Source organism: Trinickia symbiotica (genome assembly GCF_003028655.1).
Classification (GTDB): Bacteria; Pseudomonadota; Gammaproteobacteria; order Burkholderiales; family Burkholderiaceae; genus Trinickia; species Trinickia symbiotica_A.
Genome location: NZ_PYUC01000006.1, coordinates 137,104 through 159,270 on the forward strand (window position 1 = coordinate 137,104; position 22,167 = coordinate 159,270).

The following is a 22,167-nucleotide window of genomic DNA, read 5'->3' on the forward strand; positions in this document are numbered from 1 at the left end:
CAGTGGACTCGGCAGCTTTCTGGCGTGGATGCTACGGAACCGCGTGTGAAGTTTTCGTCAATAAAGCGTAAGAGCGCGGTTCGGATTCGTTCACGGATCGCGCGCATCGCGCTGCGCCGTCGGCGCCGCTTCGATAGGATCCGTTCGCTGAATGGCCGGGCTCACCGCGGCGGCGGTATGCGCGCTTTTCGCCTGTGCCGCGTGCCCGTCGAACCTCTGCGCCTGCGTCGTATCAGCCGCCGCCCCAGGCGCGGCCGAATTCGCATCGAGCGAAATGTAAAGGTATGAGTTGATGCCCGCATCGAGCGCGCGGGAAATGTACCAGCCTGCCCCCGCAGTCAATGCGATCGAGACGGCCATATAGAAAAGCAGCCGGGAATTCATCAATGTCCTACATTGGGTCCGCGGATGTCGCCCGGTCCAGCGTCATCCTGACCGCAATGCTACCCAACGCGTTGTGAAATTTTCGTCAAGAAGCCCTCTCGCCCGTCCCCTTCCCGTCCGGACTCTCGGAACGGCCGTTGCCGCTCACGGGCAGGCGCAGCCAAAGGCGAGTGCCGCGTCCGGTTTCGCTCTCGATCGAAACTTCCCAGCCATACCTTTCACCAATCTTGCGGACGATCGCCAATCCCAGACCGAAACCGTGAACATCGGATGCGGGCTCGCCGCCTCTGTAGAACCGTTCGAATACATGTGGCAATGCCTGCTCCGCGATTCCACAGCCCGTATCTTCGACGAGTAGCCGCCCACCTTCCCACGCTACGCGGATCTTCCCTTCGCTCGTGTAACGCACGGCGTTATCGATGAGGTTGGAGAGCACGATCGCAAGCGCTGCCGAATTGGCGTAGACGGTCACCGTATCATCGATGTCGACGACGCTTGCCAAGTCTTTGGCTCGCAGCGTGTCCTCGAACGGTTGCAAAGCGTCTTCGACGAGGCGTGCGAGCGCGACCGGCTCCAAGTGCATGGCCGATTCTTCACGCGCAAGCAACAGCAAGGCATCGACGAGTTCGCGCATGCCGTCGGCCGCGCGATCGATCTGGCCGAGCCGGGCGCGCGATTTCCCGGCGATCGCGGGATCCTGCTCGAGCAACTCGCAACTCGTCTTGATCGTGGTGAGCGGTGTGCGCAGTTCGTGGCTGACGTGGCTCGTGAACTCCTTCTCCCGGTCGATCGCGTCCTCCATGCGCGTGTGGTAATCGTTGAACGCATAGACGAGGTCGACGAGTTCCTCTTCGTCGTATTTGCCCGGGTTGATCGGAGCCGAGCCCGCGTGTCGCAACAATTTGACCTGGCGAGCGAGGCCGGCGACCTGCCTCACGAGCAACGCGGAGAGGCCGAACGCAAGCCAAATCGTCAATAGAGCGAATACGCCCGTGCCGGCCATCAGCGCGTTGATGACTGCCTTGAAGTGCTGCTCGTACGCACTGAAGTCGTAGACGCGGTAAAGCCGCGTCGACTCGAACGGAACGATCGCCACATGAATCTCTTGTCCGCCGAGGATGATCTCGTGGATCCCGTTCGACAGGCGGCCGACATACGCGGGCAGCCTGATCTCGATCGGTTGCCGGTAGGCAGCGGAGACGTAACCGCCCAGAGCCGCGTCGAAAGGCGGCAGGAGCGTCTCGTCGGCATGGTAGCGCCGCAGCACGCTGACCATGTCGTCGTGGATCAGCGCGTCGATGAGCCTTTCCTCCTGCCCCTCGGCCAGTACCCTGACACCGAACGCCTGCGCGACGAGGAGCACGATCGTCAGCGCCGAAAATACGAGCGCGACTTTTAAGCGCAGACTACGCCGCATGTTTTCCGCCCGCGGCGAGCCGGTAGCCGAGCCCGTGAACCGTCTCGATGAGCTCGGCCTCCCCGGGCAGGGTTAGCGCCTTGCGCAGCGTATAAATATGAGTGCGCAACGTGTCGCTGCCCGGCAGCGTTTCGCCCCAAACCTCCGCTTCGAGCTCCGCATGCCCGAATACGCGGTTTGGCGATTGCATCAGGATCCGCAGGATCTGTAGACACTTGGGTTGAAGCTTGATCGCACGGCCTGCCCGCTCGACGGTCAGCGTCGCGAGGTCGAGGCGAACGTCGGCGAAACACAGTTCGCGCGTCGCGACCTGGCCGCGGTAACGCTTGATCAGCGCGCCGAGCCTCGCGCCGACTTCCTTCAGTGAAAACGGCTTGACGAGATAGTCGTCGGCGCCGTGCTCGAATCCGGCGAGTTTGTCGTCGAGTCGATCTTTCGCCGTCAGCATCAGCACCGGCGTATCGCGATGGGCCTCCTGGCGCAGCTCGCGGCACAGGGTCAGCCCATCGACTCCGGGCAGCGCGAGATCGAGCAGAATCGCGTCCCACGCCTCGGCGAGCGCGAAACGCAGGCCCGCATTGCCACTCGCGGCAACGTCCACCTCGTAGCCGAGGCTTTCGAGATAGTCGCAAAGATTGGCGGCGATCGCCGCATCGTCCTCGATAATGAGTACTTTCATCGCTTCGCGAAAGTCCGTGGAAACGGCACGTTAGCAGAAAATGCTGCTTGCGGAATCCGCACGCATGCATGCTAACGCGACTTGAATCGAGGGGATATCTGGCCCCCGGCGAGCAACTCCCGCGGCCCTGACCAGATTCCCGGCTTTCAGGATCGGCGCATCTGCCGCGAAGCGCTCAGTGCAACAGCCGCGCACCCGAAGCACAGGCGATCCATAGGGACATGCGCCGAATCGGTGGTCAATGAAAACGCAATGGTGCATTTGCATCATTGGCCGATCCCCTCGTCTGCCCTACCTTCATACACAAAGAATCGGCGGTCGGTGTCCGCTCGGACGATTCGATTTCGCACGAGAAGTTTCAGAAGAACACGTCTGTAAATCGACCAAAGGGGAAAGGAAATGGCACAGTTATCGAGCTTTCGCAAGCGTGGTTGGCTGCCGGTCGCCGCCGCGTATGTCGTACTGGGGACGGCATGCCATGGCGGTGGGGATGGCGGGAGCGCCACTGGCGGCGGAGGGAGCACGCAACAAGCTGTCGTACAGGGCACGGTCGCGAGCGGCAACGCCGTGGCGAACGCGGTCGTTACCGCCACCGACATGAACGGCAAGACCGCCCGGGCTGCGGCTGACGCGAACGGCAACTACACGCTCATCGTAACGGGCCTGACCGCACCAATCGCGCTAGTCGCGACTGATCCAAGCGGACAGGTAAGTTCGATGGTGTCCGTGCTCGCGGGCCTTCCTTCCGCCGGCCAGTCCACCGTAGCCAACGTGACGCCCCTCACCACTGCGCTCAGTTCGCTGCTGACTCAGGACGGCAACGCGATGGATTTCGTCACGGCAAGCGGGACCACCACGCTCAGCGCAGTGACCGCGGCAAATGTCCGGAAGGCTGTCAGCACGCTCGACGCGTATCTGGTCAATCTGCTCGCCGCCAACGGCCTGTCCTCGAGCTTTGATCCCGTCGGTACGCCGTTCGTGGCGAATCACACGGGCGCCGATGCCGTAATCGACCTCGTTGCCGTGCAGCAACAAGGTGCGGCGACCTACTTGGTGAGCAAGATTCCACTTCCGAACGGCACCACCCAGGCAAGCGGCTACCTCAACCTGAGCACGACCGGCGAAGCGAATCCGCCCGCGCCGCTGCAGGCTCCGGCGGCAGGCTTTTCCACCAATTTCTCGAACCTTTCGACTTACCTCGGAGCCTTGCCCTCGGCGCTTACCTTATGCCTGACGGGCTCGAGCGCCTCGGCCTGCACCGCGGTATTCGATGCTAGTTACAAAGATAATGGCTACACTAGCATCCAGCAGTACGACACCGACCTGAGTTCGTCATCGGTCTCGCTCGGCACACCATCGATCGTCAAGATCGCAGCCGATGGATCGAACGCGGTGATTCGTGTGCCCTACTCGATCGGGAGCGGGACAGCGCTTTCGCAATACTCGTTCGTGACGACCGTGCAAGCAGTTTCGAGCCCGATCACGTTGCCGGGGGGTACCCAGGTTTCCTGGGACATCGTCGGCAATCAGCTCAAGTACGATGCGTCCGTCGAAACGCGCATCACCCGACGGATGTTCTACGACAACTACCCGAATGGATCCAACAGTAGCGATGTCAATTTCTACGATGCTGGCGTGATCCTGAATTTCAACCTTAGTGGACCCAACGCGACGAATGTCAATTCAGCGCTGGTAACGGGGCCTGGCCTGCCGACGGCAGGAGTCTACATGACGATCTCGGCCGTCACCGGTGACAATTCGCTCGCGATTATGACCAAACAGCCGGCATCGCCTCCGCTGGCTGGAACGACTACGCCGAGCAACACGGGGGAATACCGTTGGTCATGGACATCGATGTCGGCGTCGGAGCCATTCACACCGCCAACGAAGGGCTTCTGGAGCACGACCAACCTCAATGTTACGCAACTGCCTGCGAATGGGACGTATACCTTCACGCTCTACAACGGGAGCGGGGTCCAACTCGATCAATTCTCGGTCTTCAACGCCACCCCTCCGGCAGACTCGACTCTTGGCGCGCAAACGCCATGGGCGACATTGGGCAGCGACGTCCTAGCGAATTTCCTGAGCCCCACTGGCCCGGAGGCTGCAGCGATTGCGTCCGTGCCGGTCGACTTTACGGCCGCGCAGAATCAGCCGTCGCTGTACGGCGTGGAGATCATGACGGAAGACTCGGGCGGTGGCGTGCAGAACTTCGCGCAACTTGCGGCGGGCGCCTCGTCGGTGACGGTCAACGCCCCCGTCTGCAGTCAGGCTTGTCCATTCCTCGCGATCAACAATACGAACGATCCGAGTTATCGCGTCGTCCAGTTGCGCGGTAAGAATCCTCAGGGAATCCGGTTCTATGACAACCAGACTTATCGCAACAGCGCCTCGGCACCCAATGCCTCGTAGTCGGTGCTCGCCATAAGAGTCTGTTCCCCCGCCTGCCAGAGGGTACTGGGGGTGGGGGTGGGGGAACATCGGTTTCGCTATCCCAGGCGGCCCTTGCCGTCCGTATGACGCAAATAAGTCATTGTGATTTTTATTCTCCGTCGTTGGATAACCGACAGACGCAGCCAACTAGATCCGTCCGGAGCCCATTTTGTCCACCTCTCGAGCAGGCGCTGAATCCGCCCCGAATCTCTTTCTCCACGGCGGCCCCGGCCTGAGCTGTATTGCCGAGCGCGAACGCTACGGAAGCGCCTTGCCAGTCGAATGGTGGGACCAACCGCGCGGAGTGGTGCTCTTCGCGCATCCGTTCGGCGAACTCGTAGAGATGGCGACCGACCTCATCGCCGAACGGGCGCGACAGTACGGGCAGCCGGTCGGACTGATCGCCAATTCGTTCGGCGCGCATGTCGCCTTGCGCGTCGCGGCCCGGATTCCAGAGCGGATTCACGCGCTCACGCTGCTCGCTCCCGTCTTCGACGTGGTCGATGGGCTCGCCCGCGTGGCACGCCGCGTGGTTGATCGGCTACCCCACTCGGAGTCGCTCGTCCGTGCACTGGACCTGCTCTCTGCCCAACCGTATAACCGCGATTGCTTCTGGCTTCTGGTCGACGAACTAATGGCCACACCCAATTTCCTGCGCGTCTATTTTAGCGCTCGTGCTGACGCGCAATATGCCGAGTTTGCGGGCCTGATGGCGCGCGAGGCGCTGTTTGACGTCTCGGCATTCCGCACCATCCTTCAAGACTTTTGGAATGCGCCCGCGCTGGAAGGTCCCCCGCGTGTCGAATGCCCGGTCGAGATCGTCTTCGGTCGCGAGGACGTGCTGACCGACTCAGCCAGTGAAAGCAATGTATGGGCGGCGTTCTTCCCGCACGCGAAAATCCGGCACGTCGACGCCGGGCACTTCGTTCATCTCGAGTTGCCGCCGGAGCAATGGTGGCCGCCGGCTAGCCGCGCGCGCGCGTGAGCTTGGCCATTCGCTGCGCGTCGGTGCGCCAGTACTGCTCTAATGCTTATCGATTAGGCGCCTTCAGTGAGTGCGCTCTGAAACCCATAGTTGAGTAGAACCGTTTTTACTTTGGCTGGCGAAGGAAGCCGGCTATGCAACGTCGGCATGGGGACCCGGGCAATTGGTGCCGGAGACAGCACCGCTGATTTCTATGCAGATGACGAAACCGGGACATCAGGTGCTTGACCGTCCTTACTTTCCACCTGAGCGATGTCCCTCCACGAGAAGAGAGCGACAACGGTGCTCGGCGACTTTTCTGTTGTTTAGGACGAGCGCCATAATCGCCAACGCTGCGAAACATTTCCGCAGCTGCGGCGATTCGCGCTGGAAAAAGTTCGTCGCCGGTAGTCTTGGCCTGCAAAGCTATTCATAACCCATCACACAAATCCGCCGTTCCAGCAGGATACAACAACGTTCCCAGAGGAGCTTGCGCAATATGTGCTAGGACGCCTCCAAGGTTAGCCATCCGCGAAAAAGAGCTCGGTAGCAACCGAAAGTTGGCGGTAATTATGAATTAAATCAAATATCGTCTTGGCGCCAAGGTTTTTAACGATAATAAACGTCCACCGTGCATTGATACACCTCATCTCGGAATGCATCTATCGTGGGGCCCGAACACTCACATTCACTAATGCTTGAGATGTTTTTAGTTCCTGCATATCCACTGAGCACGGAATTTTTAGCTGCTTGGCATGCAGCAGCAGCCGTTGGGCCAGTGCCGGAGCCGGACGTAACATTAGCCAGCGCGGCAGCGGAAAAAAGACAAACAAGGAGAAGTGCGTATTTATAATTCACGATTAGCCTATATCGTTGAATCCAATCCAATTGGAAATAGTTGTTCTTCAATAATCAAACTTCCTTGATTATAATCTAGAACTTGTTTTGTTGAACTTTTTGACAAACCCCCTCCAGGTGAACGGTCCTGTCAAAGTTTTTGTTTGGATTGATGAGGTGTTGGTCTTCGCTTACCCTGCCACTTACTCTGTCGACGGTAAGACGAATGTCACTCATTGCGCCGCTTGATGCTTGGACGGTCTCACTTGCGAAGAGTGAGTCTTCGTATACGGACGACGTCTTTTCAATCGAATTACCATCTTTTGATTTTGAGATTGATGGACCATTTACTGTCATTTTTACTGTGTCGACAATGAGAGTAACATCGTGCGTCATACCGATGTTGTTGGGGCCAAGATGACATTCGAGTTTTATTGTTTCAGAGAAAGCTTGATTAATTGAGCTGAGAGTAAGGCTTGATAAGCAAGCAAGTATTCTGACATAAATCATTTTTCACACCTCCATAATTTATTGCAATCTAGCATCATTGCGTTTACGACGAGGCCAGCGCGGTTCTGTCTAGTTGTCTCGAGCCTCACATGCTCCGGCCAAGAGTCTATTTTTTATTTCATCTGTAAACCACCGCCGTTTTTATTGATTAAATATGAGCCGCTTGCTTTTGAAGGGTGGCTATATACGTGAGTAAAAAATTCATCATCTGCGCGGGCTGCCGTATTGACGGACATCGAGACTATTGCGGCGAGGAGGGTACGTATTTTCATGGCGATCCCTTTGGCGAGCGTTGGGGCGGGCGCCCGGCATGACGGAAAGACAATGACTCTACGCTCTCCTTCTGCTGAGCGGACGCCTGATAGCAAGTAAAGCGGTAGATGGCCGGCGACGCAATGATGCAAATGCACCATTGACCCCCGTCGTCACGCGAGATTGAATCGGCAACGCATCGAGCGGTTCCAGAGGCTCCTCGGTTGTCGGCGGCGACGGATCATGGACGGTGAACTATGTCTTCCCCGCGCCCGAGACGCGCCATGGTCGAGCGGCTGCCTCCTTCTGCATCGCTCGTCCATGCACTGGAGCAGCATGCCGCGCAGGCACACGACCGCGGCCGCTTCTATCCGTTGATCGACGAACTTATGGCGACACCGGACCTTCTGCACGTCTATTTTGGTGATCGTGCCGACACGCTCTTCGCCAGCATCTTGAAGCTTGATGGCGCGTGAACCGCTGATTGACGTATCCGCGTTCCGCACCCAGTCACGAGGTGCCGACCGATCCGTCCAGCGAAGTGGCGACCTCACGGCGTCGTTCCCGCGCACGCGGCCCGATGCGTCGATGCGGGGCACTTCTTCCATGTCGAGTTACCGCCGCAGGAGTGGTGGCCCGAGCTAGCCGCGCGCCTGCCTGAGTTTCGCCACCAGTTGCGCGTTGTTGCGTACGTCGAGCCGCTCGTGGATCGACTGGATCTGGTTACGCACGGTCGCGGGCGACAGGGCAAGCCTGCGGGCGATCTCCTTGTGTGTAACCCATCGGCGATCTCCGCAGCGATCGCCCGTTCCCGCGGCGTGAGGCTGTCAGCCGCGACGCGGGAGCGAATCTTCAGGAACAGCAGGCGTCCCGCCACGACCGTCGTGACGACGATCTGGGTGCCGTCGAAGCGTCGACCGGATCGTTCAAGCAGGACATGAATGGCATGCTCCGGCAATCGGTGTGTGGGCATGCCCGGCCATTCTGCCTCAAGTAGCGGCCAGGCATCAGGCTCGACAAAGTGCAGGAAACCCGCAGGGTCGGCCATTGCGACTGTCCACTGACGCTCATCCGGTTCAATGCGGATTTTCTCCGCGTGTAACGCCTGATTGATCGACCATGCTTCCATTAGGTGCGGAAAAAGCCACTGCATGGTTTGCCGCTGATACTCCGCAAAAGGACGCTCCGGCATGGCGCCATAGAGCGAAATCGTGCGGCCGAGACCGGGCGCATCAATCTCGCCGGCAATCAGCGCGTGTGCGTGACGAAAGCGTCGGGCGTAGCCCCAGATGCCCGCTTGATCCGGCGACGAACAACTTTTGCGCTGGTTAAAATTCCCTGTGCATCGGAAATGGGTTCCTACCAAAGTGCTGCTGTGTCGTGCGCGCGAACGGCGTCGTAGTGGATCCCGATTTCCGGATCATTGTCAAAAATATGATTGACCGGAAACGTGCATCCGCCGCCGTCCTGTATTCCAATGCCCCATCGAGCCATATCGAACGGCACGGCTGTCTTTAGCAGTCCCAGTGCCCAGTCAAGAAACTGATCGACAGGGACTTCCCGGGCGCGCCGCGATATAACGATAGCAGGATTTCATGTCCGCTCACGGGAGCCTCCCCCCTAGAGCAGGTCGCCTCACCCGGCGAACCGATGAACGTTCAGTCTGACCGTAGTGCATTGCCGAAATCCCCTTTGCGCTCAATATCCCGCCCGCAGCAGCACGGCGACGAGCTCTGCGTTGGTGCCGACCTCCAGTCGATTGTGAATGGCCTGAATCTGATTGCGCACGGTCGCCGGTGAAAGGTGCAGGAGCCGCGCGATTTCCTTGTGGGTGTAGCCGCGAGCAATAGCCTGCACCACCGACAGCTCGCGCGGCGTCAGGCCATCAGCGGGTACGCGAGGCCGCGCCCGGACGAAGATGATGCCCGCCTCGGCGACGTAGCGCATGATCAGCGTCCGCCCCGTGTACTGTCGGCTCCCATCGCCAGAGGTCAGTGCAACGTGTGCCGCGCCCGGCAGCCGCCGCACGGTACCGGCGGGCCATTCCGCCTGGATGAGAGCCTCGAACTCCGGGTCAGCGAATTGCAACACGCCGGCATGATCGACTATTGCGACTGCCCAGTGCCCTTCCGCTGCCGCACGAAAGCGTGTCGCGGCAAACAGCCGGCTGATTGTCAGCGCCTCGTTCAGATGCGGCACGATGTATTCGATGGCGCGCCGTTCATTCTCAGAAAACGTATTGTCCGAATCGCCCCGATAAATCGACACGGACTGTATGGCACGGTCATCGACGCCGGGTAGACCCGTGATCAGCGCGTTCGAATGGCGATAGCGGCGCGTGTAGTCGGCGATCGCTGAGAGGCCCTCGTAGAACGACGCGAAATGAAAGTTGCCTGTCTGCCCCCGATGGCTAATCGCCCAGAACGCGGCACGGTCCTGATGACGCACCTCGTTATAGACTGCCGCGCCCTCGGGATCATCTTCGTGAAAATGAACTGACTGAAAGAGCACGCCGTGATCATCGATCGCGCTGGCTCCCCACTTGCACCCGTCGAACCGGACGTGCGACTTGACGAGCCGCAGCGCAGCGTCCTGAAATTCGGCTATGGGCGCTTCCCGCGCCGCCCGGTACAGCGATAGCACCAGCGGATTGAGCCGATCCATGACCGTTCCCCGTGTGATGTCGGTCCGTTCAATAGCCGGCGCGCTTCAATTGTGTCGCCAGTTCAGCGTTATTGTGGACATCAGCTCTTTTCAATATCGCCTGGGCATGATTGCGCACTGTCGCCGGGGCGATACACAGCCGCCTCGCGATCTCCTTGTGTGTCATTCCTTGCGCAATGAGCTGCGCGATCTCGCGTTCGCGTGCGGTCAGGCTATCGACCGGGAGGCGTCGACGCGCCTTCAGAAAACACAATGACCTCGAAGGCGTGCCCGTCGCGATGAACGTTCGGCCTGCGTACCGGTTCTGATTCGTGCCAAAGATGGTGTCGTACATCGGCGCAGGGAGGACTATGTGTCGCGACGCGGGCCATTCGGCGCAGAGCATGGATTCAAAATCGCTCTCCGCGAAAACGAGATGGCCCGCCGCATCGGCGATCGCCATGCTCCACCGCGCTTCTGCTGCCGTCGCCCGGATCTGCTCGAGGTGGACGATGTGATTTACGGTCCACGCCTCCATCAGATGCGGAGCGGCGGCCTGCATCATTCGTCGCTGTTGCTCTGTGAACGGCCGGTTACTATAGGCGCCGTACAGGGAGACGGTTTTCAGTAACCCGGTCTCGGGGTTCCGGAAAGCGGTGATCAGACCATGTTCATGACGGAAACGCCGCGCGTACGCGAAAATGCCGGCGGTTTTCCGGCTGGCCCTGTACTGCGCGGTGAGGGCAAAGTTGCCGGTCCGGCCGGGCCGGTCAATGACATACCGCGCAGCGCTATCCTGCTCGCGAATTTCGGCGTAGTTTTCGAGCGTTTCTGGCGGATCCTCCAGCACGCAGGGGCGATGAAAATCCACGCCTCGGTCATCCCTTGCGCTGGTCCCCCATCGCGCCATGTCGAACGGAATCACGGCCTTGAGCTGCCGCAGCGCATAGGCCTGGAAGTCGTCGGCCGGGATCTCGCGCGCACCGCGGTAGACGTCGAGCAACAACTGACCAAATGTTTCCATCTCTCCCCCCGGAAGCGCACGTTGTATGGCCCGACATTGAGATGTCCGTGCGGCTTTCGGTGATGGTCCGTGCGTTGCGCCGTGCCGCTCGAGTCAACGCTGTTGCATAGTTCTTTGCGCGCTGCCGGAATCGCCTTCAGCGGGCAGTCATCGCGCCGGCTACCCCATGCCACCGCCTGCGTTTTTTACGCTTTGCGCAATGATACCGACGAATTATCGGAGGAACAATCATCAATGGCGCGCCGAATTCGGTTTGTTCCACTTTCAATCCAGACCATCGCGGCGGGCCCGCAGTTCGGAACGCAGATCTGCAACGTTGATCTCGATCGGTTGTCGGTAGGCCGCGGAAACGTGACCGCCCAGAGCCGCGTCGAAAGGCGGCAGAAGCGTCTCGTCGGCATGGTAGCGCCAATCAGGCTGCACGTAATCCTGCACAACACGCTGACGAATCGGCCGATCGAGGAGCCGCCGCGAGGAAGGCGGGCACATCGGCGTGCGCCCGGCAAGAAAAAAGGCTCCTCGAAAGGAGCCTCTTCCAAAGACTAATCGGACCTCTTGGCTATCACCACACTTGGGTGGCGACCCTTTCGGGGCGGGAGTAACGCACGGCTTTCGCCGCTCCGTTCATACGCTACCAATAGCAATCATACAAGGCTCCCGCGCTCGCTAGAAAGTGCCCTTCCCCCACCATCCAGCTCGGCGCCGAGCAACCGCTTTGCCAGCACCTCACGGGCGAGCCATATCGGCGTCTCCGGCTAGCGCCGGCGCATCTGCCGAGATGCGCTCAGTGCAGCAGCCGCGCACCCCGAAGCACAGGCGATCCACAACGCCGTGCCAATCGGCCAGCCCGTCGATGAGCCTTTCGCGACTGCCTCGCCCGCCTGGGTGAAATTCACCAGCACGACGGCGACGAGCGCGGCGCCGATCGATTGCCCGAGCGTGCGCGCCGTCGCCAGCACACCCGAGGCCATGCCGGTGCGTGGCTTGTCGACGACGCTGAGCATTTCGCGATTGTTCGGCGTCTGAAACAGTCCGAAGCCGGCCCCTGCTACAGCCGCGCGCCAGATGATCGCCGCCTCAGCCGGATGCGCACCGGCACCGGGCAGCATGGCAAGCGCACCGAGACCGAACGCGAATAGTGCGAGCCCCGTGGTTGCTACCCGACGGCCGTCGGCTCGGTCGGCGAGCCGCCCGGCCAGCGGCGCGGCGACCGCCACCGCGAGGGGCCAGGCGAGCAGGATCAGGCCCGACTCGATAGGCGTGTAGCCATAACCGGTCTGCAGCAGGAACGGCAGCGCGACGAGCGCGGAGCCCTGAGCCACGAAGGTGAGCATCGATGTGATTGCCGCTGTGGAAAAGCGCCGCGAGCAGAGATCCAGCGGAAGCAACGCGCGTGGCCCAGCGGCCTGCTGCACTAGCGCGAAAGCGAGTATCAGAAGAGCGCCGCACGAAAACAGCACGATCGACCCGACGTGCGAGCGCCGGCCCAGCCCATCCACGCCCGCGACGACGAGGCTCATCGCGGCCGCGGCGAGCACCGCGCCAGGCCAATCGAAGCCGCCTTGCAGGGGCGGCGCGACGGTCCGCACGGCGGCGAGCGCCTTGCGCGCGATGACCCAGCCGGCGGCTCCCAAGGGCACGTTGACATAGAAGAGCGCGCGCCAATCGGCCACCGTCAGCAAGATGCCGCCGACGGCGGGTCCCGCCGCCGCGCCGGCTGCCACCACGAGAGCATTGATGCCGAGCACGGAGCCTAACATGCGTGCGGGCACCACACTTCGATAGAGCCCGATGCCCACGCTGACGATCGCGGCACAAGCGAGCCCTTGCGCGGTCCTGAACGCGACGAGCCAACCGATCGTCGGCGCCAGCGCGCAGGCGAGCGATGCGGCCACGAACGCGGCAAGCCCGCGTGCATAGACCGTGGATGGTTCCAGACGTTGCGCGAGTGCCGCGAATGTCAACACCGTCGCGGCGCTTGCCATCTGATAAGCGGTGACGGCCCACGTGGCGGTGGCTGCATCCGTGTGCAAGCGAGCGGCGATCGTCGGCAACGCGATGTTGACGATCGAACTATCGAGCGTGGCCATGAACACGCCGATCAGGATCGCGGCCGCGGCCCAATAGCGCAGCGGCGCACGCAAGCCGTCGGCGGCCTCGTGGCCCGTGCTCTCATCGATGAGTGGCGGTGACACCGCCAAGGATTCGCTGGCGATGTCAGGCTCCTTCGTGCAAAGCCGCTTCGGTCAGCTTCGAGCTCGACAAGCGGTTGGTCACGAAACGACGCGAGCGGCCAAAGCGTGCCGCTTCGACATACTCGTAGCACTGCGGGTCTTTCAGGATGCCGTCCTGGTGAATGCCGGCCGCCGTCGAGAAGACATGTTCGCCGATGACGGGCTTGTTCGATGGGATCGGCTTATCCGCGTAGCGAAATACTTGCTCGCAAGCCGCGACGAGCGCCTCGGCGTCGAGCTTGACTGCGGCGCCATACTGCTCGCCTTTGTAAAGCAGGCACGCGTAGATCTCTTCGAGCGCGCAATTGCCCGCGCGCTCGCCGATGCCGCCGAGCGTCGCGTGCACGACGTCGGCGCCCGCGCGCACGCCGAAGAGCGTATTGGCGGTGGCAAGCCCCAGATCGTTATGGAAGTGAACGCCCCAGCTCACACTCTCGCCGAACTCCGCGACGAGCCCGCGCATGGCCGCCTCGACCTCGGCAGGTGTGCAGTAGCCGACCGTATCGGCGTAAGTGATCATCGATGCGCCGGCCTCGAGCGCGACAGCGATCTGCCGCTTAAGAAAAGCCGGATCGGCCCGCGAGGCATCCTCGAAGATGACCGCCGGCACAAGATCGCCGCGGGACTTCACACGCTCGATCGCCGCGATCAGCTCGATATGCGCGGCGGCTTCGTCGATGCGCCGTTTGCGCAGCAGATGGATCTCGGAGCCGACCCCGAGCAATTGCACAATGCCACCGCTCGCCCGCAGACTGTCCGCGGCACGATCGACGTCGCGCGGGGCAAGACGCGCGAAAGCCACGGGTTCCGAGCGAGTGTGCCGGCGCAGATGCACGGCCGCCCGCTCGACGAACGCGTACTCCGCCTCGGCGGAAGCGGGGTAACCGAGCTCGACATAGTCGGGCTCGATGGAAGCCACGGCCTCGAACACACGCCATTTGTCCGCGTGGTCGAGCAGAAAGCCGATGCCCTGCTCACCGTCGCGCAACGTCGTATCGAACGTCTTGATCGTCTTCATCGTCTATCTCCGATGAGGTCCATGACGGAAAACGCGAAGGGCGCCCACAAAAATCGCGGCGCCACAAACGTTTGCGAACGCCGCGCAATCGTTTGCGCCCTTGCGCGCATTCAAGCGCTAGGCGGCAAGGCCAAGCTCGCCCGAGAGACGCTGCTGATACGGGCCGACCTTCTCGGGGAATTTCCAGCCGATGTATCCGCCTCGCACGGTACCCGGCTCCGTCGAACCGTTGTAGGCATCGACGAACGTGGCCGGCAGCGGCCGACTATTGCGCGTCGCGAACCACAGGCGGTACAGATGGCGCTTGTGGTCCGTTTCCTCGTGATCGTGAAACTCCGTGCGCGAGTGGTAGATCACGTGGTTCGACAGCAATTGCAGGTCGCCAGCCTCGAGGGTCATCGGCAGCGTCAGCTCCGGGTCGCCCGCGATCGTCTCGATCAGCTCGATCGCTTCGCGCTGCGCGTCGGTGAGCCGAGGCGCGTTCGGCAGCTCGGAAGCCGCGTAGATCCGCTTCGCGTAGAACTGGCTCGTGAAATGGCCTTCACGGAAGCCATAGATCGGCGAGAGGTAGTACGGCACCGCTTCGCTCTTGGCGAGCTTGATGAACGGGAACGGCCGATAAAGGACTTGCAGCAAGTCCGGCCTGCGGCGCGCGATTTCATTGTGCACGGTGAGCGAGCTCGTCACGAGGCTCAGTCCGCCCGCCTTCGCGCCGCGGCGGCAGAGCAAACCGACGACGTCGCACGGATCGACGTGATAGCGGATCGCATCCTTCGAACTGTTGCCACGCAACGTGACCGCGCTGTCATACCCCTTATCGCGCACATCGACGATCATCTCCACGTCGTCGTTCTGTGGCAGCGCAACCCCGAGATACATTCCCACGCCCCAGGCGATCAGGCGCGCCTGCTCGGGCGACTTATCCGCGACGGGCAGCCCGCGAATCACGAGGAACCCGTAGCCGCGCTCGAGCTTGTCGAGCAGCGTGGCGAGCTTCGGGCCGAGCGTCGGCAGCGGAAAATCGCTTTGCGCGGCCTCGAGAAGGCCGATCCGTCGATCGGTAAAACGCTGAAACGCCGCTTCAACTTCGTTGGCTTCGGCATCCGTGAGCCGATATTGCCAATCGTCGCGCCCGACGAGCTCGGTTCCTTTCCAAGCCGAGGGCGATTTCAGTTCGCAAGGGAGATTCGATGCGTGCATGGGTTCCTCCGTGACGTGACGGTTCAGAGATGCGATCGATGACGCGGGAACAGCGCGAGCGCCGCCAGCCGACGGCCGGCGACCGGCGGCACTCGCAGGGAAGCCGAACGGCCAAGAACTACTTAGCTAAAAGCGGCTGCATCTTGGGAGCCTTGGGCGAGGCCATCCTCGTGGACGGAGAAATGCCGCGCGACTGAAATCCGCCGCCGGACATCGCCGCGCCCTGCTCGATGCGGAACGAGCCGACCGCCACGGTCAACCCTCGAGCCTGCTGCTCGAGCGCTTGTGCTGCGCCGGCGGCCTCTTCGACGAGCGCGGCATTGTGCTGCGTCACTTCGTCGAGCTGCGCGACCGCACGGCCGATCTGCTCGACGCCCGTGCTTTGCTGATTCGAAGCGGTCGAAATCTCGCTCATGATCGAGACGACGCGCGCATTCGAGCGCTCGACATCGTGCATCAGCTCGCCGGCGCGATCGACGAGCCGCGTGCCCGACACGATCTTTTCGACCGAGCCTTGGATCAGGTCGCGAATTTCCTTCGCGGCCGTCGCGCTGCGCTGCGCGAGCGAGCGCACCTCACCCGCGACGACCGCGAACCCGCGGCCGAGCTCACCCGCGCGTGCCGCTTCGACCGCGGCATTGAGCGCCAGGATATTTGTCTGGAACGCGATGCCCTCGATGACCGTGATGATGTCCACCATCTTCTGCGATTCGCTCGAGATCTCCTGCATCGTCTGCACCGCCTGGGCGACTACGTTGCCCCCTTCCTTCGTGACATCCGAGGCGGCCACGGCCAGTTGCATCGCCTGCTGCGCATTGTCGGCGTTCTGTTTCACGGCTGCCGAGAACTGCTCCATGCTCGCCGCCGTCTGCTCGAGCGAGGCCGCCTGCTGCTCGGTGCGGGAGGACAGATCGGCGTTGCCGCTTGCGATCTGCTCCGTCGCAACCGAAATGCTGTCCGCCGATTCCTTGATGCGAACGACCATGTCGCGCAGCGCATCGCGCATCTGTCCCATCGCGGCGAGCACGCTTCGCGAATCGCCGTCGGCCGTCTCCAGGCGCACGCTGAGATCGCCTTGCGCAATGGTTGTGACGACGTGGCGGGCGTAGGCGGGCTCTCCGCCTAGTTGGGCGTAGAGCCTGCGGCGAATCCATATGCCGCAGGCGACCGCGAAACCAATGCCGATGAAGGCCACGACCGACAACACTTCGATCAGCGTCGACGCCTCCGCGCGCGCCTCCTCGTATTCGGTCTTGGCGGCATCGAGCTGAAGCACCTTGAGCGCGCGCAAAGCCAGCTTCGTTTTGAGCACGAGCGGCGGGAGCGTGACATGCGCGAGATCGGCCGCCTTCGCCGCGTCGCCTGCTTTCAGCGCGGTCACGATCGGGCGTATCCCTTGCGCCACCATCGTGTCATATGCGCTGCGGAACGTTTGCGCGACCTCCCGCTCGTGGGCGTCCGCGGTGGTCTTCTGGTAGCTCTCCCAATACGGCTCGAACTCGGTCAGATCGGTGTCGATGAGCTTGACGCCCTCGCCTACGCGCGAGTGATCGGTATCGATCGAAACGTTCGTTGCGACGGCTGCCGCCTCGAAAAGACGATATTCGAGCTTCGAGAGACTTTGCAGCGCCATCGTGTCGTTTTCGTAGACCGACCGCAGACGCTCATTGGCGAGGCGCATGCCAACGAATGCGATGACGGCGATCACCAATGCGACCCCGCACGCGACGCCGATTGCCGCCGTCAATTGTGCCCTCATCGAGAGCCCTCGATTCATTTCCTGCTTCATTCTTATCCACCTATTGTCCTGCCCGATCAACCCTACCGAGCTTCTTAATGGATATCGGTAACTTCCCTTAATAACTTGAGTTCGGCTACCTACATATCCATGTAGTAGTGGACAGACTCGCCTGCCTGGGAAAATCGTGACGAAGCTCTCACGTCCGCCTGATGGGGCGAACCAGCGTTTGACAGGCCATCGGGTGGCCCTCGAAAACGACCGCGCCGGGCGCACTAAAGCGCGCCCCTGATTTGCCGTTTACATGCTGACCCAGGTGCGAAGTCGAATTGCGTGATCCGTTATACGCTCTTTCGATTACTTCTTTGATTTTTGTCAAACATCGTTCGCATCCTGGCTGCCAAATTTCGAATATTTCCTTGCCTTACGGCTGATTGTGATGCGGGCCTGATCCATGAATGTCGATACCTTGAGCGCCGCGTGCCTGACGGCGTTCGAAGCATGCGAAGACGAGGCCGACGCAAAAACGCGGCTCACTGAAATCTGCCGGTTGTTGAATGTCGACGGCTTTTTGTACTGGGCCGGAGCGGCCGAGGATAAGGCCAAGGCGAGTGAGATCACCATTTCGAGCTACGACGAAACGTGGCACAGGGTCTACGCCGAAAACGATTTCAGGGCCATCGATCCGACGGTCGCTCATGCGCTCACCGGCATCGCGCCGCTCCTATGGGACGATGCGCTCTATGCGGGCGAGGCGCCGCAGGCGTTGCGCGCCGAGGCTCGCCGCCACGGGATGGACTGCGGCGTGACGATTCCTATTCATGCGCCGGACGGCGGGCTCGGCAGCTTCAGCGCATTCGTCGACTCGCGTCGCCTGCCGGTCCCCGCCGCGCGCCAGCACCTCCTCTCCGCGCTGCCGCATCTGTGCCTGCTTTCGGTGCAGTTGCACCACTTCGTGACGCGCTCGGTGAAAGCGCGGGCGGCGCCGACGGTCCACCTGACCAAGCGCGAACGCGAGTGCCTCCGCTGGATCGCAGCCGGCAAGAGCACATGGGAGATCGGCTGCATTCTGAACATCTCCGAGCACGGCGTGACGCATCACATCCGGAACGTCATGCGCAAGTTCGATTGCACGAGCCGTCACGTCGCCGCCGCTCGTGCGCTCGCGCAAAAGCTGATCTGAATCGCCGCGGGCCGACTATCGCAGCCGGTAGTGCCGCGAGGCTTACGCATCACCGGACGTGGGCGTGTAAGCGGGCCGGTGACGCATCGGTATGCCAACGCCGCAATGTCGGCAAATCGATCCACCGGCGGTCGTGTCCGCGAACGACACCGAGAGGCATGTCCGGATCGCCCAAGTGCGCGAGAACCGCCAGCGCTTCATCGAAACGGTGATGACGCGTATAGGCCGTGGGCGTCACGATCGTCGGAACGCCAGCGGCTGTGGCGGCATGCAAGCCGTTTTCCGAATCTTCGAACGCGACGCAGCGTGAACCCTCGATCTTCAATTCATTGAGGACTGCCAAGTAAACGTCGGGCGCGGGCTTCTTGACCGGTGTGGTCGAAGCGTCGCCGATCGCGGCGAAGCGCTTGCGCCAATCGCCGCCGAGCCGTGCGCTCAGCAATACATCGAGGTTGGCCGGCGTCGTGGTCGTCGCGATCGCGACCGGCAGCCCGGCTTCGTTCGCCTCAACGATCAGGCGCTGAACGCCCGGGCGCAACGGCAACATGCCCTCACGCACGCGTTGCGCATAGTGTCGTGTCTTGATCGCGTGAAGCGCTTCGACCGTTTCCCACGCCTTGGGGCCGCTCGCTTCCTCAGGCTCGATGCAGCGCCAATAGTGCAGAATACGTTCCTTTCCACCGGCGACATCCAGCAGTCGGGTGTAGAGCGCTTCATCCCATTGCCAATCGAGCCCCACCTCGGCAAACGCGGCGTTGAAGGCTTCGCGGTGCGCAGCCTCGGTATCCGCGAGCGTCCCGTCGACATCGAAAATCAAGGCTTCCATGCGCTCCTCCCCTCCCCTGGCTCGACCAAGCGCAACCCGCCGCGCGCGCGTGGCCGCATGGCCCCGCTTCGCTCGTTGGTCCCACTCCGCTTCAAAGTCACCAGGATAGGCAGGCTCGGACCGGTCGTGAATTCACGAATTCTTTGGTTCTGCTTAAGAAGCACTGAATGAGCGCGATCGCTACCGAGAAGAGTCGGATGACGACTCCGACCACGATTCGGGACGGCCGCCCAGCTCGCTGCAGACGTCGACGGCGATCGATCGCAGTTTTTCTTCGGAAATCGACCCTGAGAGGGCGTAGCCGAAATGATCGCTGACCCAATAGAATGTTCGCCGGTCGCCGTCGCGCAAGAGGCGGAACGCCGTTTCGTCGGTCGGGATCGAGGCGACGTAAAGCGTGAGCCGCGCCCCTTGCAGACTCTCGTACATGAATTGCGCGGCAGGCCCGCTGTCGCCCGGCAGCAATCGTCCGCCGACGAGCGTGTAGCCGTACTCTTGCAGCGACGGAATCGACAGCGACCGACCGAGCCGTTTGGAGAGCCAGCTCGCGAGATGCGCCTCGTCCTGCGCGCCGACTTCGACGGGATGCCGAACTTCGGGCGCATACACGGCATAGGCGATGTCGGCGCGACGCGCGAACGTGGCCGGCTCGTGCGCACTGTGCAGCGCGCGCGGCACGAGATTGCCGGCTATCGTGCCGAGCGCGATGCCGACGAAGAGCCAGCCGGCGGCCACGGCCATGCGCAGCATCCGCGAATGAGGTCGACGCAAAACCACCACCGAGGGGGCCTCGCGTTCGGCGTCGCCGAACAACGCCTTCAGCGCCGCCTTCTGGGCCCGCCAGGCGGCGACGCGCGCCATCGACTCGGGATCGCGTTCGAGCTCGGCGCCGACGGCGGCGTGCGCCGCATCGGGCAGCTCGCCGTCGACGAATGCGGACAGCGTCTGCAAGTCGAGGCGCTCCGAAGAGCCGGAATCGCGATAGTCGTTCATCACTTGTCTCTCACTACTTTGAGCGGGGCCGCCTTAGGCGCGGCCGGCTTAGGCGGGGCCGCCTTAGGCGCGGCCGACTCGCCCGAGAGCAATGTCCGCATGTGCTCGCGCGCACGCGAGAGCCGCGACATCACTGTACCGATCGGCACGCCGAGCACAGTCGCCGCTTCTTGATAGGTCAACTCCTCCACGCCTACCAGCAAGAGCACTTCCCGTTGCTCGACCGGCAGGTGATAAAGCGCATGCTGGACGTCGCGCAATACGAGACCGTCGACTTCGGTGCGCGGCGCTTCGAGGCTTCGCCACGGCGCTGTTTCATCGTCGACGGCGATTTCACGCCGTGCCCGCAATTGATCGATATAAATGTTCCTCAGAATCGTATAGAGCCACGCACGCAGGTTGCTGCCGTCACGGAACGCCCGATGACGCGCGAGCGCCCGCTCCGCCGTATCCTGCACGAGATCGTCGGCCCATGCGGGGTCTCCCGTCAGCGCACGCGCATAGCGGCGCAGTCGCGGAAGCCCCAATACCACTTCGTTTTCGAAACTCACTCCGTCGTTGCCGGCAATGGCGAGCGATTTCAATAAGCGCCGCTGCTGTTCGAGCTGCCGTTGTTGCCTTGTTGCGGCGGATTGCCGTCCGTCGACGAGCACGCCGTCGCGGACAATGTCGACACGGCCAGCATCAGCGCGACGAAAACGGCGGATAGTATCCGGTGCGATTTCATTTGCATCTCCTTGCCGACCAACGATTGCGATTCGCGCGCGGAATCGGCCGGCGGTTGAAGGTTCAAGGTCGAAGGAGGATCGATGCTTCAAGGGTTGAACGCTACTTCGCAATGGTCTCCTCACGACTTAACGGAGCAACGCCGCCATTTATTCCATTTGCTCTTTGGTCATTCTTTGTCGGCAGGAAATGGAAACCGCCCTAGGTAAAACCCTGAAATCGCAATTCGACAAGCGGCGAATGCAACACTGCGGGTTTTGGCGCCGCTCTCGGTGCCGGACCCCTGTGCTATGCTGCGAACACCTCGCCGGCGTAAGCGCCGCAAGGTTCGCACCAAGCGGAGGAGCGAACCGCACTCTCAATACTATGGACTATCGGCATCTCAAGAATCGCAAGAGCATGCACGCGCGAATCGTGCAGGAACTCGGCATCGAGATCGTTAGCGGCAAATTCGCGCCGGGAGAGCGCCTGCCCCCTGAGCCCGGTCTCTGCGAATCGTATGGCGTGAGCCGGCCCGTTTTGCGCGAGGCCACCCGCGTGCTGGTCGCGAAAGGACTCGTCACGTCGAAGCCGCGTGTCGGCAGCGTCGTGAAGCCGCGTGAAGAATGGCACATGCTCGATCCTGACGTGCTCTTTTGGACGATCAGCAGCACGCCCGAAGGCGATTTCTTCCGCTCGCTGCTGACCGTGCGGCGCATCATCGAGCCGGCGGCGGCCGCGCTTGCCGCGACCGAAAGCACGGACGAGGATTTGGCGCGCCTGCGCAGCGCCTTCGATAGGATGGAACGGGCGGAAACGGCGTCCGAATTGCTGGAGCCGGACCTGGAGTTTCACCGGGCGATCATGGCCGCCACGCACAACGACATGCTCGCCTTCATCGGCAATATGATGTCGCTGGCGCTCTCGGAGTCGATCAAGCTGACGAGCCGCCACCCCGATACGCACGCGCTCTCGCTGCCGCGGCACAAGGCCATTCTCACGGCCATCGAGAACCGCGATCCGCTCGGCGCTCGCCAGGCGAGCCTCGTGCAACTCGAGAACGCGCGCGCCGACGCCGAGACGATTCTCGAAGTCGCCACGCGCAGCGTTCGTTGAGTCAGCCTAGG

General features: G+C 61.9%; 21 protein-coding genes. 5 read left to right on the forward strand and 16 right to left on the reverse strand.

The window, feature by feature from the left end; all coding sequences use genetic code 11:
* Nucleotides 1-90: 90 nt before the first annotated feature.
* From C9I57_RS13520 to C9I57_RS13530, 3 genes are all read right to left on the reverse strand, one after another.
* A complete protein-coding gene (locus C9I57_RS13520) occupies nucleotides 91-384 on the reverse strand; it encodes a hypothetical protein (protein ID WP_146166214.1) in 294 nt (97 codons plus the stop codon).
* Nucleotides 385-469: 85 nt separating this feature from the next.
* A complete protein-coding gene (locus C9I57_RS13525; protein WP_107151193.1) occupies nucleotides 470-1,801 on the reverse strand; it encodes a sensor histidine kinase in 1,332 nt (443 codons plus the stop codon).
* On the reverse strand, nucleotides 1,791-2,480 hold the full coding sequence (locus tag C9I57_RS13530) for a response regulator transcription factor (RefSeq protein ID WP_107151194.1): 690 nt from the start codon (nucleotides 2,478-2,480) through the stop codon (nucleotides 1,791-1,793). Before C9I57_RS13530 ends, C9I57_RS13525 begins: the two co-directional genes overlap by 11 nt.
* 399 nt (nucleotides 2,481-2,879) lie before the next feature.
* On the opposite strand from C9I57_RS13530, the gene C9I57_RS13535 reads away from it, so the two are divergent.
* Both C9I57_RS13535 and C9I57_RS13540 read left to right on the forward strand, forming a co-directional pair.
* On the forward strand, nucleotides 2,880-4,892 hold the full coding sequence (locus C9I57_RS13535; RefSeq protein WP_107151195.1) for a carboxypeptidase-like regulatory domain-containing protein: 2,013 nt from the start codon (nucleotides 2,880-2,882) through the stop codon (nucleotides 4,890-4,892).
* Between the two features lie 190 nt (nucleotides 4,893-5,082).
* Nucleotides 5,083-5,898 carry an alpha/beta fold hydrolase gene (locus C9I57_RS13540; RefSeq protein WP_146166215.1) on the forward strand — a complete coding sequence of 272 codons (816 nt, stop codon included), beginning with the start codon at nucleotides 5,083-5,085 and terminating at the stop codon, nucleotides 5,896-5,898.
* 912 nt (nucleotides 5,899-6,810) lie between these two features.
* On the opposite strand, the gene C9I57_RS32435 is transcribed toward C9I57_RS13540, so the two are convergent.
* Nucleotides 6,811-7,224, reverse strand: a complete 414-nt coding sequence (locus C9I57_RS32435) for a hypothetical protein (RefSeq protein WP_146166216.1) — start codon at nucleotides 7,222-7,224, stop codon at nucleotides 6,811-6,813.
* A gap of 536 nt (nucleotides 7,225-7,760) precedes the next feature.
* Between C9I57_RS32435 and C9I57_RS13545 the strand changes: the two genes are divergently transcribed.
* Entirely contained in the window at nucleotides 7,761-7,952 is a 192-nt protein-coding gene (locus tag C9I57_RS13545) for a hypothetical protein (protein ID WP_107151197.1), read from the forward strand.
* A 74-nt stretch (nucleotides 7,953-8,026) separates the two neighbouring features.
* On the opposite strand, the gene C9I57_RS33825 is transcribed toward C9I57_RS13545, so the two are convergent.
* The 8 genes from C9I57_RS33825 to C9I57_RS13585 all read right to left on the reverse strand — a co-directional run bounded on the left by C9I57_RS33825 (nucleotide 8,027) and on the right by C9I57_RS13585 (nucleotide 17,354).
* Entirely contained in the window at nucleotides 8,027-8,842 is an 816-nt protein-coding gene (locus C9I57_RS33825; protein ID WP_258187631.1) for a hypothetical protein, read from the reverse strand.
* A 332-nt stretch (nucleotides 8,843-9,174) separates the two neighbouring features.
* Nucleotides 9,175-10,140, reverse strand: coding sequence for a helix-turn-helix transcriptional regulator (locus tag C9I57_RS13555; RefSeq protein ID WP_107151198.1), 966 nt, complete (start codon nucleotides 10,138-10,140; stop codon nucleotides 9,175-9,177).
* Between the two features lie 28 nt (nucleotides 10,141-10,168).
* The gene (locus C9I57_RS13560) at nucleotides 10,169-11,143 is read right to left on the reverse strand and encodes a helix-turn-helix transcriptional regulator (RefSeq protein ID WP_107151199.1); all 975 of its coding nucleotides are present in this window, start codon (nucleotides 11,141-11,143) and stop codon (nucleotides 10,169-10,171) included.
* Nucleotides 11,144-11,407: 264 nt separating this feature from the next.
* Nucleotides 11,408-11,632: a hypothetical protein gene (locus C9I57_RS13565; RefSeq protein WP_107151200.1), complete on the reverse strand. Its 225-nt coding sequence runs from the start codon at nucleotides 11,630-11,632 to the stop codon at nucleotides 11,408-11,410.
* Nucleotides 11,633-11,898: 266 nt separating this feature from the next.
* On the reverse strand, nucleotides 11,899-13,338 hold the full coding sequence (locus tag C9I57_RS13570) for an MFS transporter (protein ID WP_146166217.1): 1,440 nt from the start codon (nucleotides 13,336-13,338) through the stop codon (nucleotides 11,899-11,901).
* 22 nt (nucleotides 13,339-13,360) lie between these two features.
* Entirely contained in the window at nucleotides 13,361-14,395 is a 1,035-nt protein-coding gene (locus C9I57_RS13575) for a LeuA family protein (RefSeq protein WP_107151202.1), read from the reverse strand.
* A gap of 117 nt (nucleotides 14,396-14,512) precedes the next feature.
* On the reverse strand, nucleotides 14,513-15,595 hold the full coding sequence (locus C9I57_RS13580) for a TauD/TfdA family dioxygenase (protein ID WP_107151203.1): 1,083 nt from the start codon (nucleotides 15,593-15,595) through the stop codon (nucleotides 14,513-14,515).
* Nucleotides 15,596-15,713: 118 nt separating this feature from the next.
* The gene (locus C9I57_RS13585; protein WP_181321827.1) at nucleotides 15,714-17,354 is read right to left on the reverse strand and encodes a methyl-accepting chemotaxis protein; all 1,641 of its coding nucleotides are present in this window, start codon (nucleotides 17,352-17,354) and stop codon (nucleotides 15,714-15,716) included.
* Nucleotides 17,355-17,787: 433 nt separating this feature from the next.
* On the opposite strand from C9I57_RS13585, the gene C9I57_RS13590 reads away from it, so the two are divergent.
* Nucleotides 17,788-18,516 (forward strand): helix-turn-helix transcriptional regulator, encoded by a 729-nt coding sequence (locus C9I57_RS13590; RefSeq protein WP_107151205.1) that lies wholly within the window; start codon nucleotides 17,788-17,790, stop codon nucleotides 18,514-18,516.
* Nucleotides 18,517-18,565: 49 nt separating this feature from the next.
* Here C9I57_RS13590 and C9I57_RS13595 read toward each other — a convergent pair whose 3' ends face one another.
* From C9I57_RS13595 to C9I57_RS32755, 4 genes are all read right to left on the reverse strand, one after another.
* Nucleotides 18,566-19,342, reverse strand: coding sequence for an HAD family hydrolase (locus C9I57_RS13595; RefSeq protein ID WP_107151206.1), 777 nt, complete (start codon nucleotides 19,340-19,342; stop codon nucleotides 18,566-18,568).
* A gap of 180 nt (nucleotides 19,343-19,522) precedes the next feature.
* A complete protein-coding gene (locus C9I57_RS13600) occupies nucleotides 19,523-20,335 on the reverse strand; it encodes an anti-sigma factor family protein (protein WP_107151207.1) in 813 nt (270 codons plus the stop codon).
* A complete protein-coding gene (locus C9I57_RS13605) occupies nucleotides 20,335-20,886 on the reverse strand; it encodes a sigma-70 family RNA polymerase sigma factor (protein WP_107151392.1) in 552 nt (183 codons plus the stop codon). The genes C9I57_RS13600 and C9I57_RS13605 overlap by 1 nt, the downstream gene beginning before the upstream one ends.
* Nucleotides 20,887-20,915: 29 nt before the next feature.
* Nucleotides 20,916-21,062 carry a hypothetical protein gene (locus C9I57_RS32755; RefSeq protein ID WP_181321828.1) on the reverse strand — a complete coding sequence of 49 codons (147 nt, stop codon included), beginning with the start codon at nucleotides 21,060-21,062 and terminating at the stop codon, nucleotides 20,916-20,918.
* Between the two features lie 365 nt (nucleotides 21,063-21,427).
* On the opposite strand from C9I57_RS32755, the gene C9I57_RS13615 reads away from it, so the two are divergent.
* Nucleotides 21,428-22,156: a FadR/GntR family transcriptional regulator gene (locus tag C9I57_RS13615; RefSeq protein WP_107151209.1), complete on the forward strand. Its 729-nt coding sequence runs from the start codon at nucleotides 21,428-21,430 to the stop codon at nucleotides 22,154-22,156.
* The last annotated feature ends 11 nt before the right edge of the window (nucleotides 22,157-22,167 follow it).

What these genes read in the sequence shown, in the direction of transcription:
- C9I57_RS32755 (WP_181321828.1), bottom strand. Translation starts at nt 21,062, where the DNA reads ATGAAATCGCACCGGATACTATCCGCCGTTTTCGTCGCGCTGATGCTG.
- C9I57_RS32435 (WP_146166216.1), bottom strand. Translation starts at nt 7,224, where the DNA reads ATGATTTATGTCAGAATACTTGCTTGCTTATCAAGCCTTACTCTCAGC.
- C9I57_RS13585 (WP_181321827.1), bottom strand. Translation starts at nt 17,354, where the DNA reads ATGAGGGCACAATTGACGGCGGCAATCGGCGTCGCGTGCGGGGTCGCA.
- C9I57_RS13565 (WP_107151200.1), bottom strand. Translation starts at nt 11,632, where the DNA reads ATGTGCCCGCCTTCCTCGCGGCGGCTCCTCGATCGGCCGATTCGTCAG.
- C9I57_RS13590 (WP_107151205.1), top strand. Translation starts at nt 17,788, where the DNA reads ATGAATGTCGATACCTTGAGCGCCGCGTGCCTGACGGCGTTCGAAGCA.
- C9I57_RS13580 (WP_107151203.1), bottom strand. Translation starts at nt 15,595, where the DNA reads ATGCACGCATCGAATCTCCCTTGCGAACTGAAATCGCCCTCGGCTTGG.
- C9I57_RS13595 (WP_107151206.1), bottom strand. Translation starts at nt 19,342, where the DNA reads ATGGAAGCCTTGATTTTCGATGTCGACGGGACGCTCGCGGATACCGAG.
- C9I57_RS13525 (WP_107151193.1), bottom strand. Translation starts at nt 1,801, where the DNA reads ATGCGGCGTAGTCTGCGCTTAAAAGTCGCGCTCGTATTTTCGGCGCTG.
- C9I57_RS13560 (WP_107151199.1), bottom strand. Translation starts at nt 11,143, where the DNA reads ATGGAAACATTTGGTCAGTTGTTGCTCGACGTCTACCGCGGTGCGCGC.
- C9I57_RS13545 (WP_107151197.1), top strand. Translation starts at nt 7,761, where the DNA reads ATGGTCGAGCGGCTGCCTCCTTCTGCATCGCTCGTCCATGCACTGGAG.
- C9I57_RS13530 (WP_107151194.1), bottom strand. Translation starts at nt 2,480, where the DNA reads ATGAAAGTACTCATTATCGAGGACGATGCGGCGATCGCCGCCAATCTT.
- C9I57_RS13600 (WP_107151207.1), bottom strand. Translation starts at nt 20,335, where the DNA reads ATGAACGACTATCGCGATTCCGGCTCTTCGGAGCGCCTCGACTTGCAG.
- C9I57_RS13575 (WP_107151202.1), bottom strand. Translation starts at nt 14,395, where the DNA reads ATGAAGACGATCAAGACGTTCGATACGACGTTGCGCGACGGTGAGCAG.
- C9I57_RS13520 (WP_146166214.1), bottom strand. Translation starts at nt 384, where the DNA reads ATGAATTCCCGGCTGCTTTTCTATATGGCCGTCTCGATCGCATTGACT.
- C9I57_RS13555 (WP_107151198.1), bottom strand. Translation starts at nt 10,140, where the DNA reads ATGGATCGGCTCAATCCGCTGGTGCTATCGCTGTACCGGGCGGCGCGG.
- C9I57_RS13535 (WP_107151195.1), top strand. Translation starts at nt 2,880, where the DNA reads ATGGCACAGTTATCGAGCTTTCGCAAGCGTGGTTGGCTGCCGGTCGCC.
- C9I57_RS13615 (WP_107151209.1), top strand. Translation starts at nt 21,428, where the DNA reads ATGGACTATCGGCATCTCAAGAATCGCAAGAGCATGCACGCGCGAATC.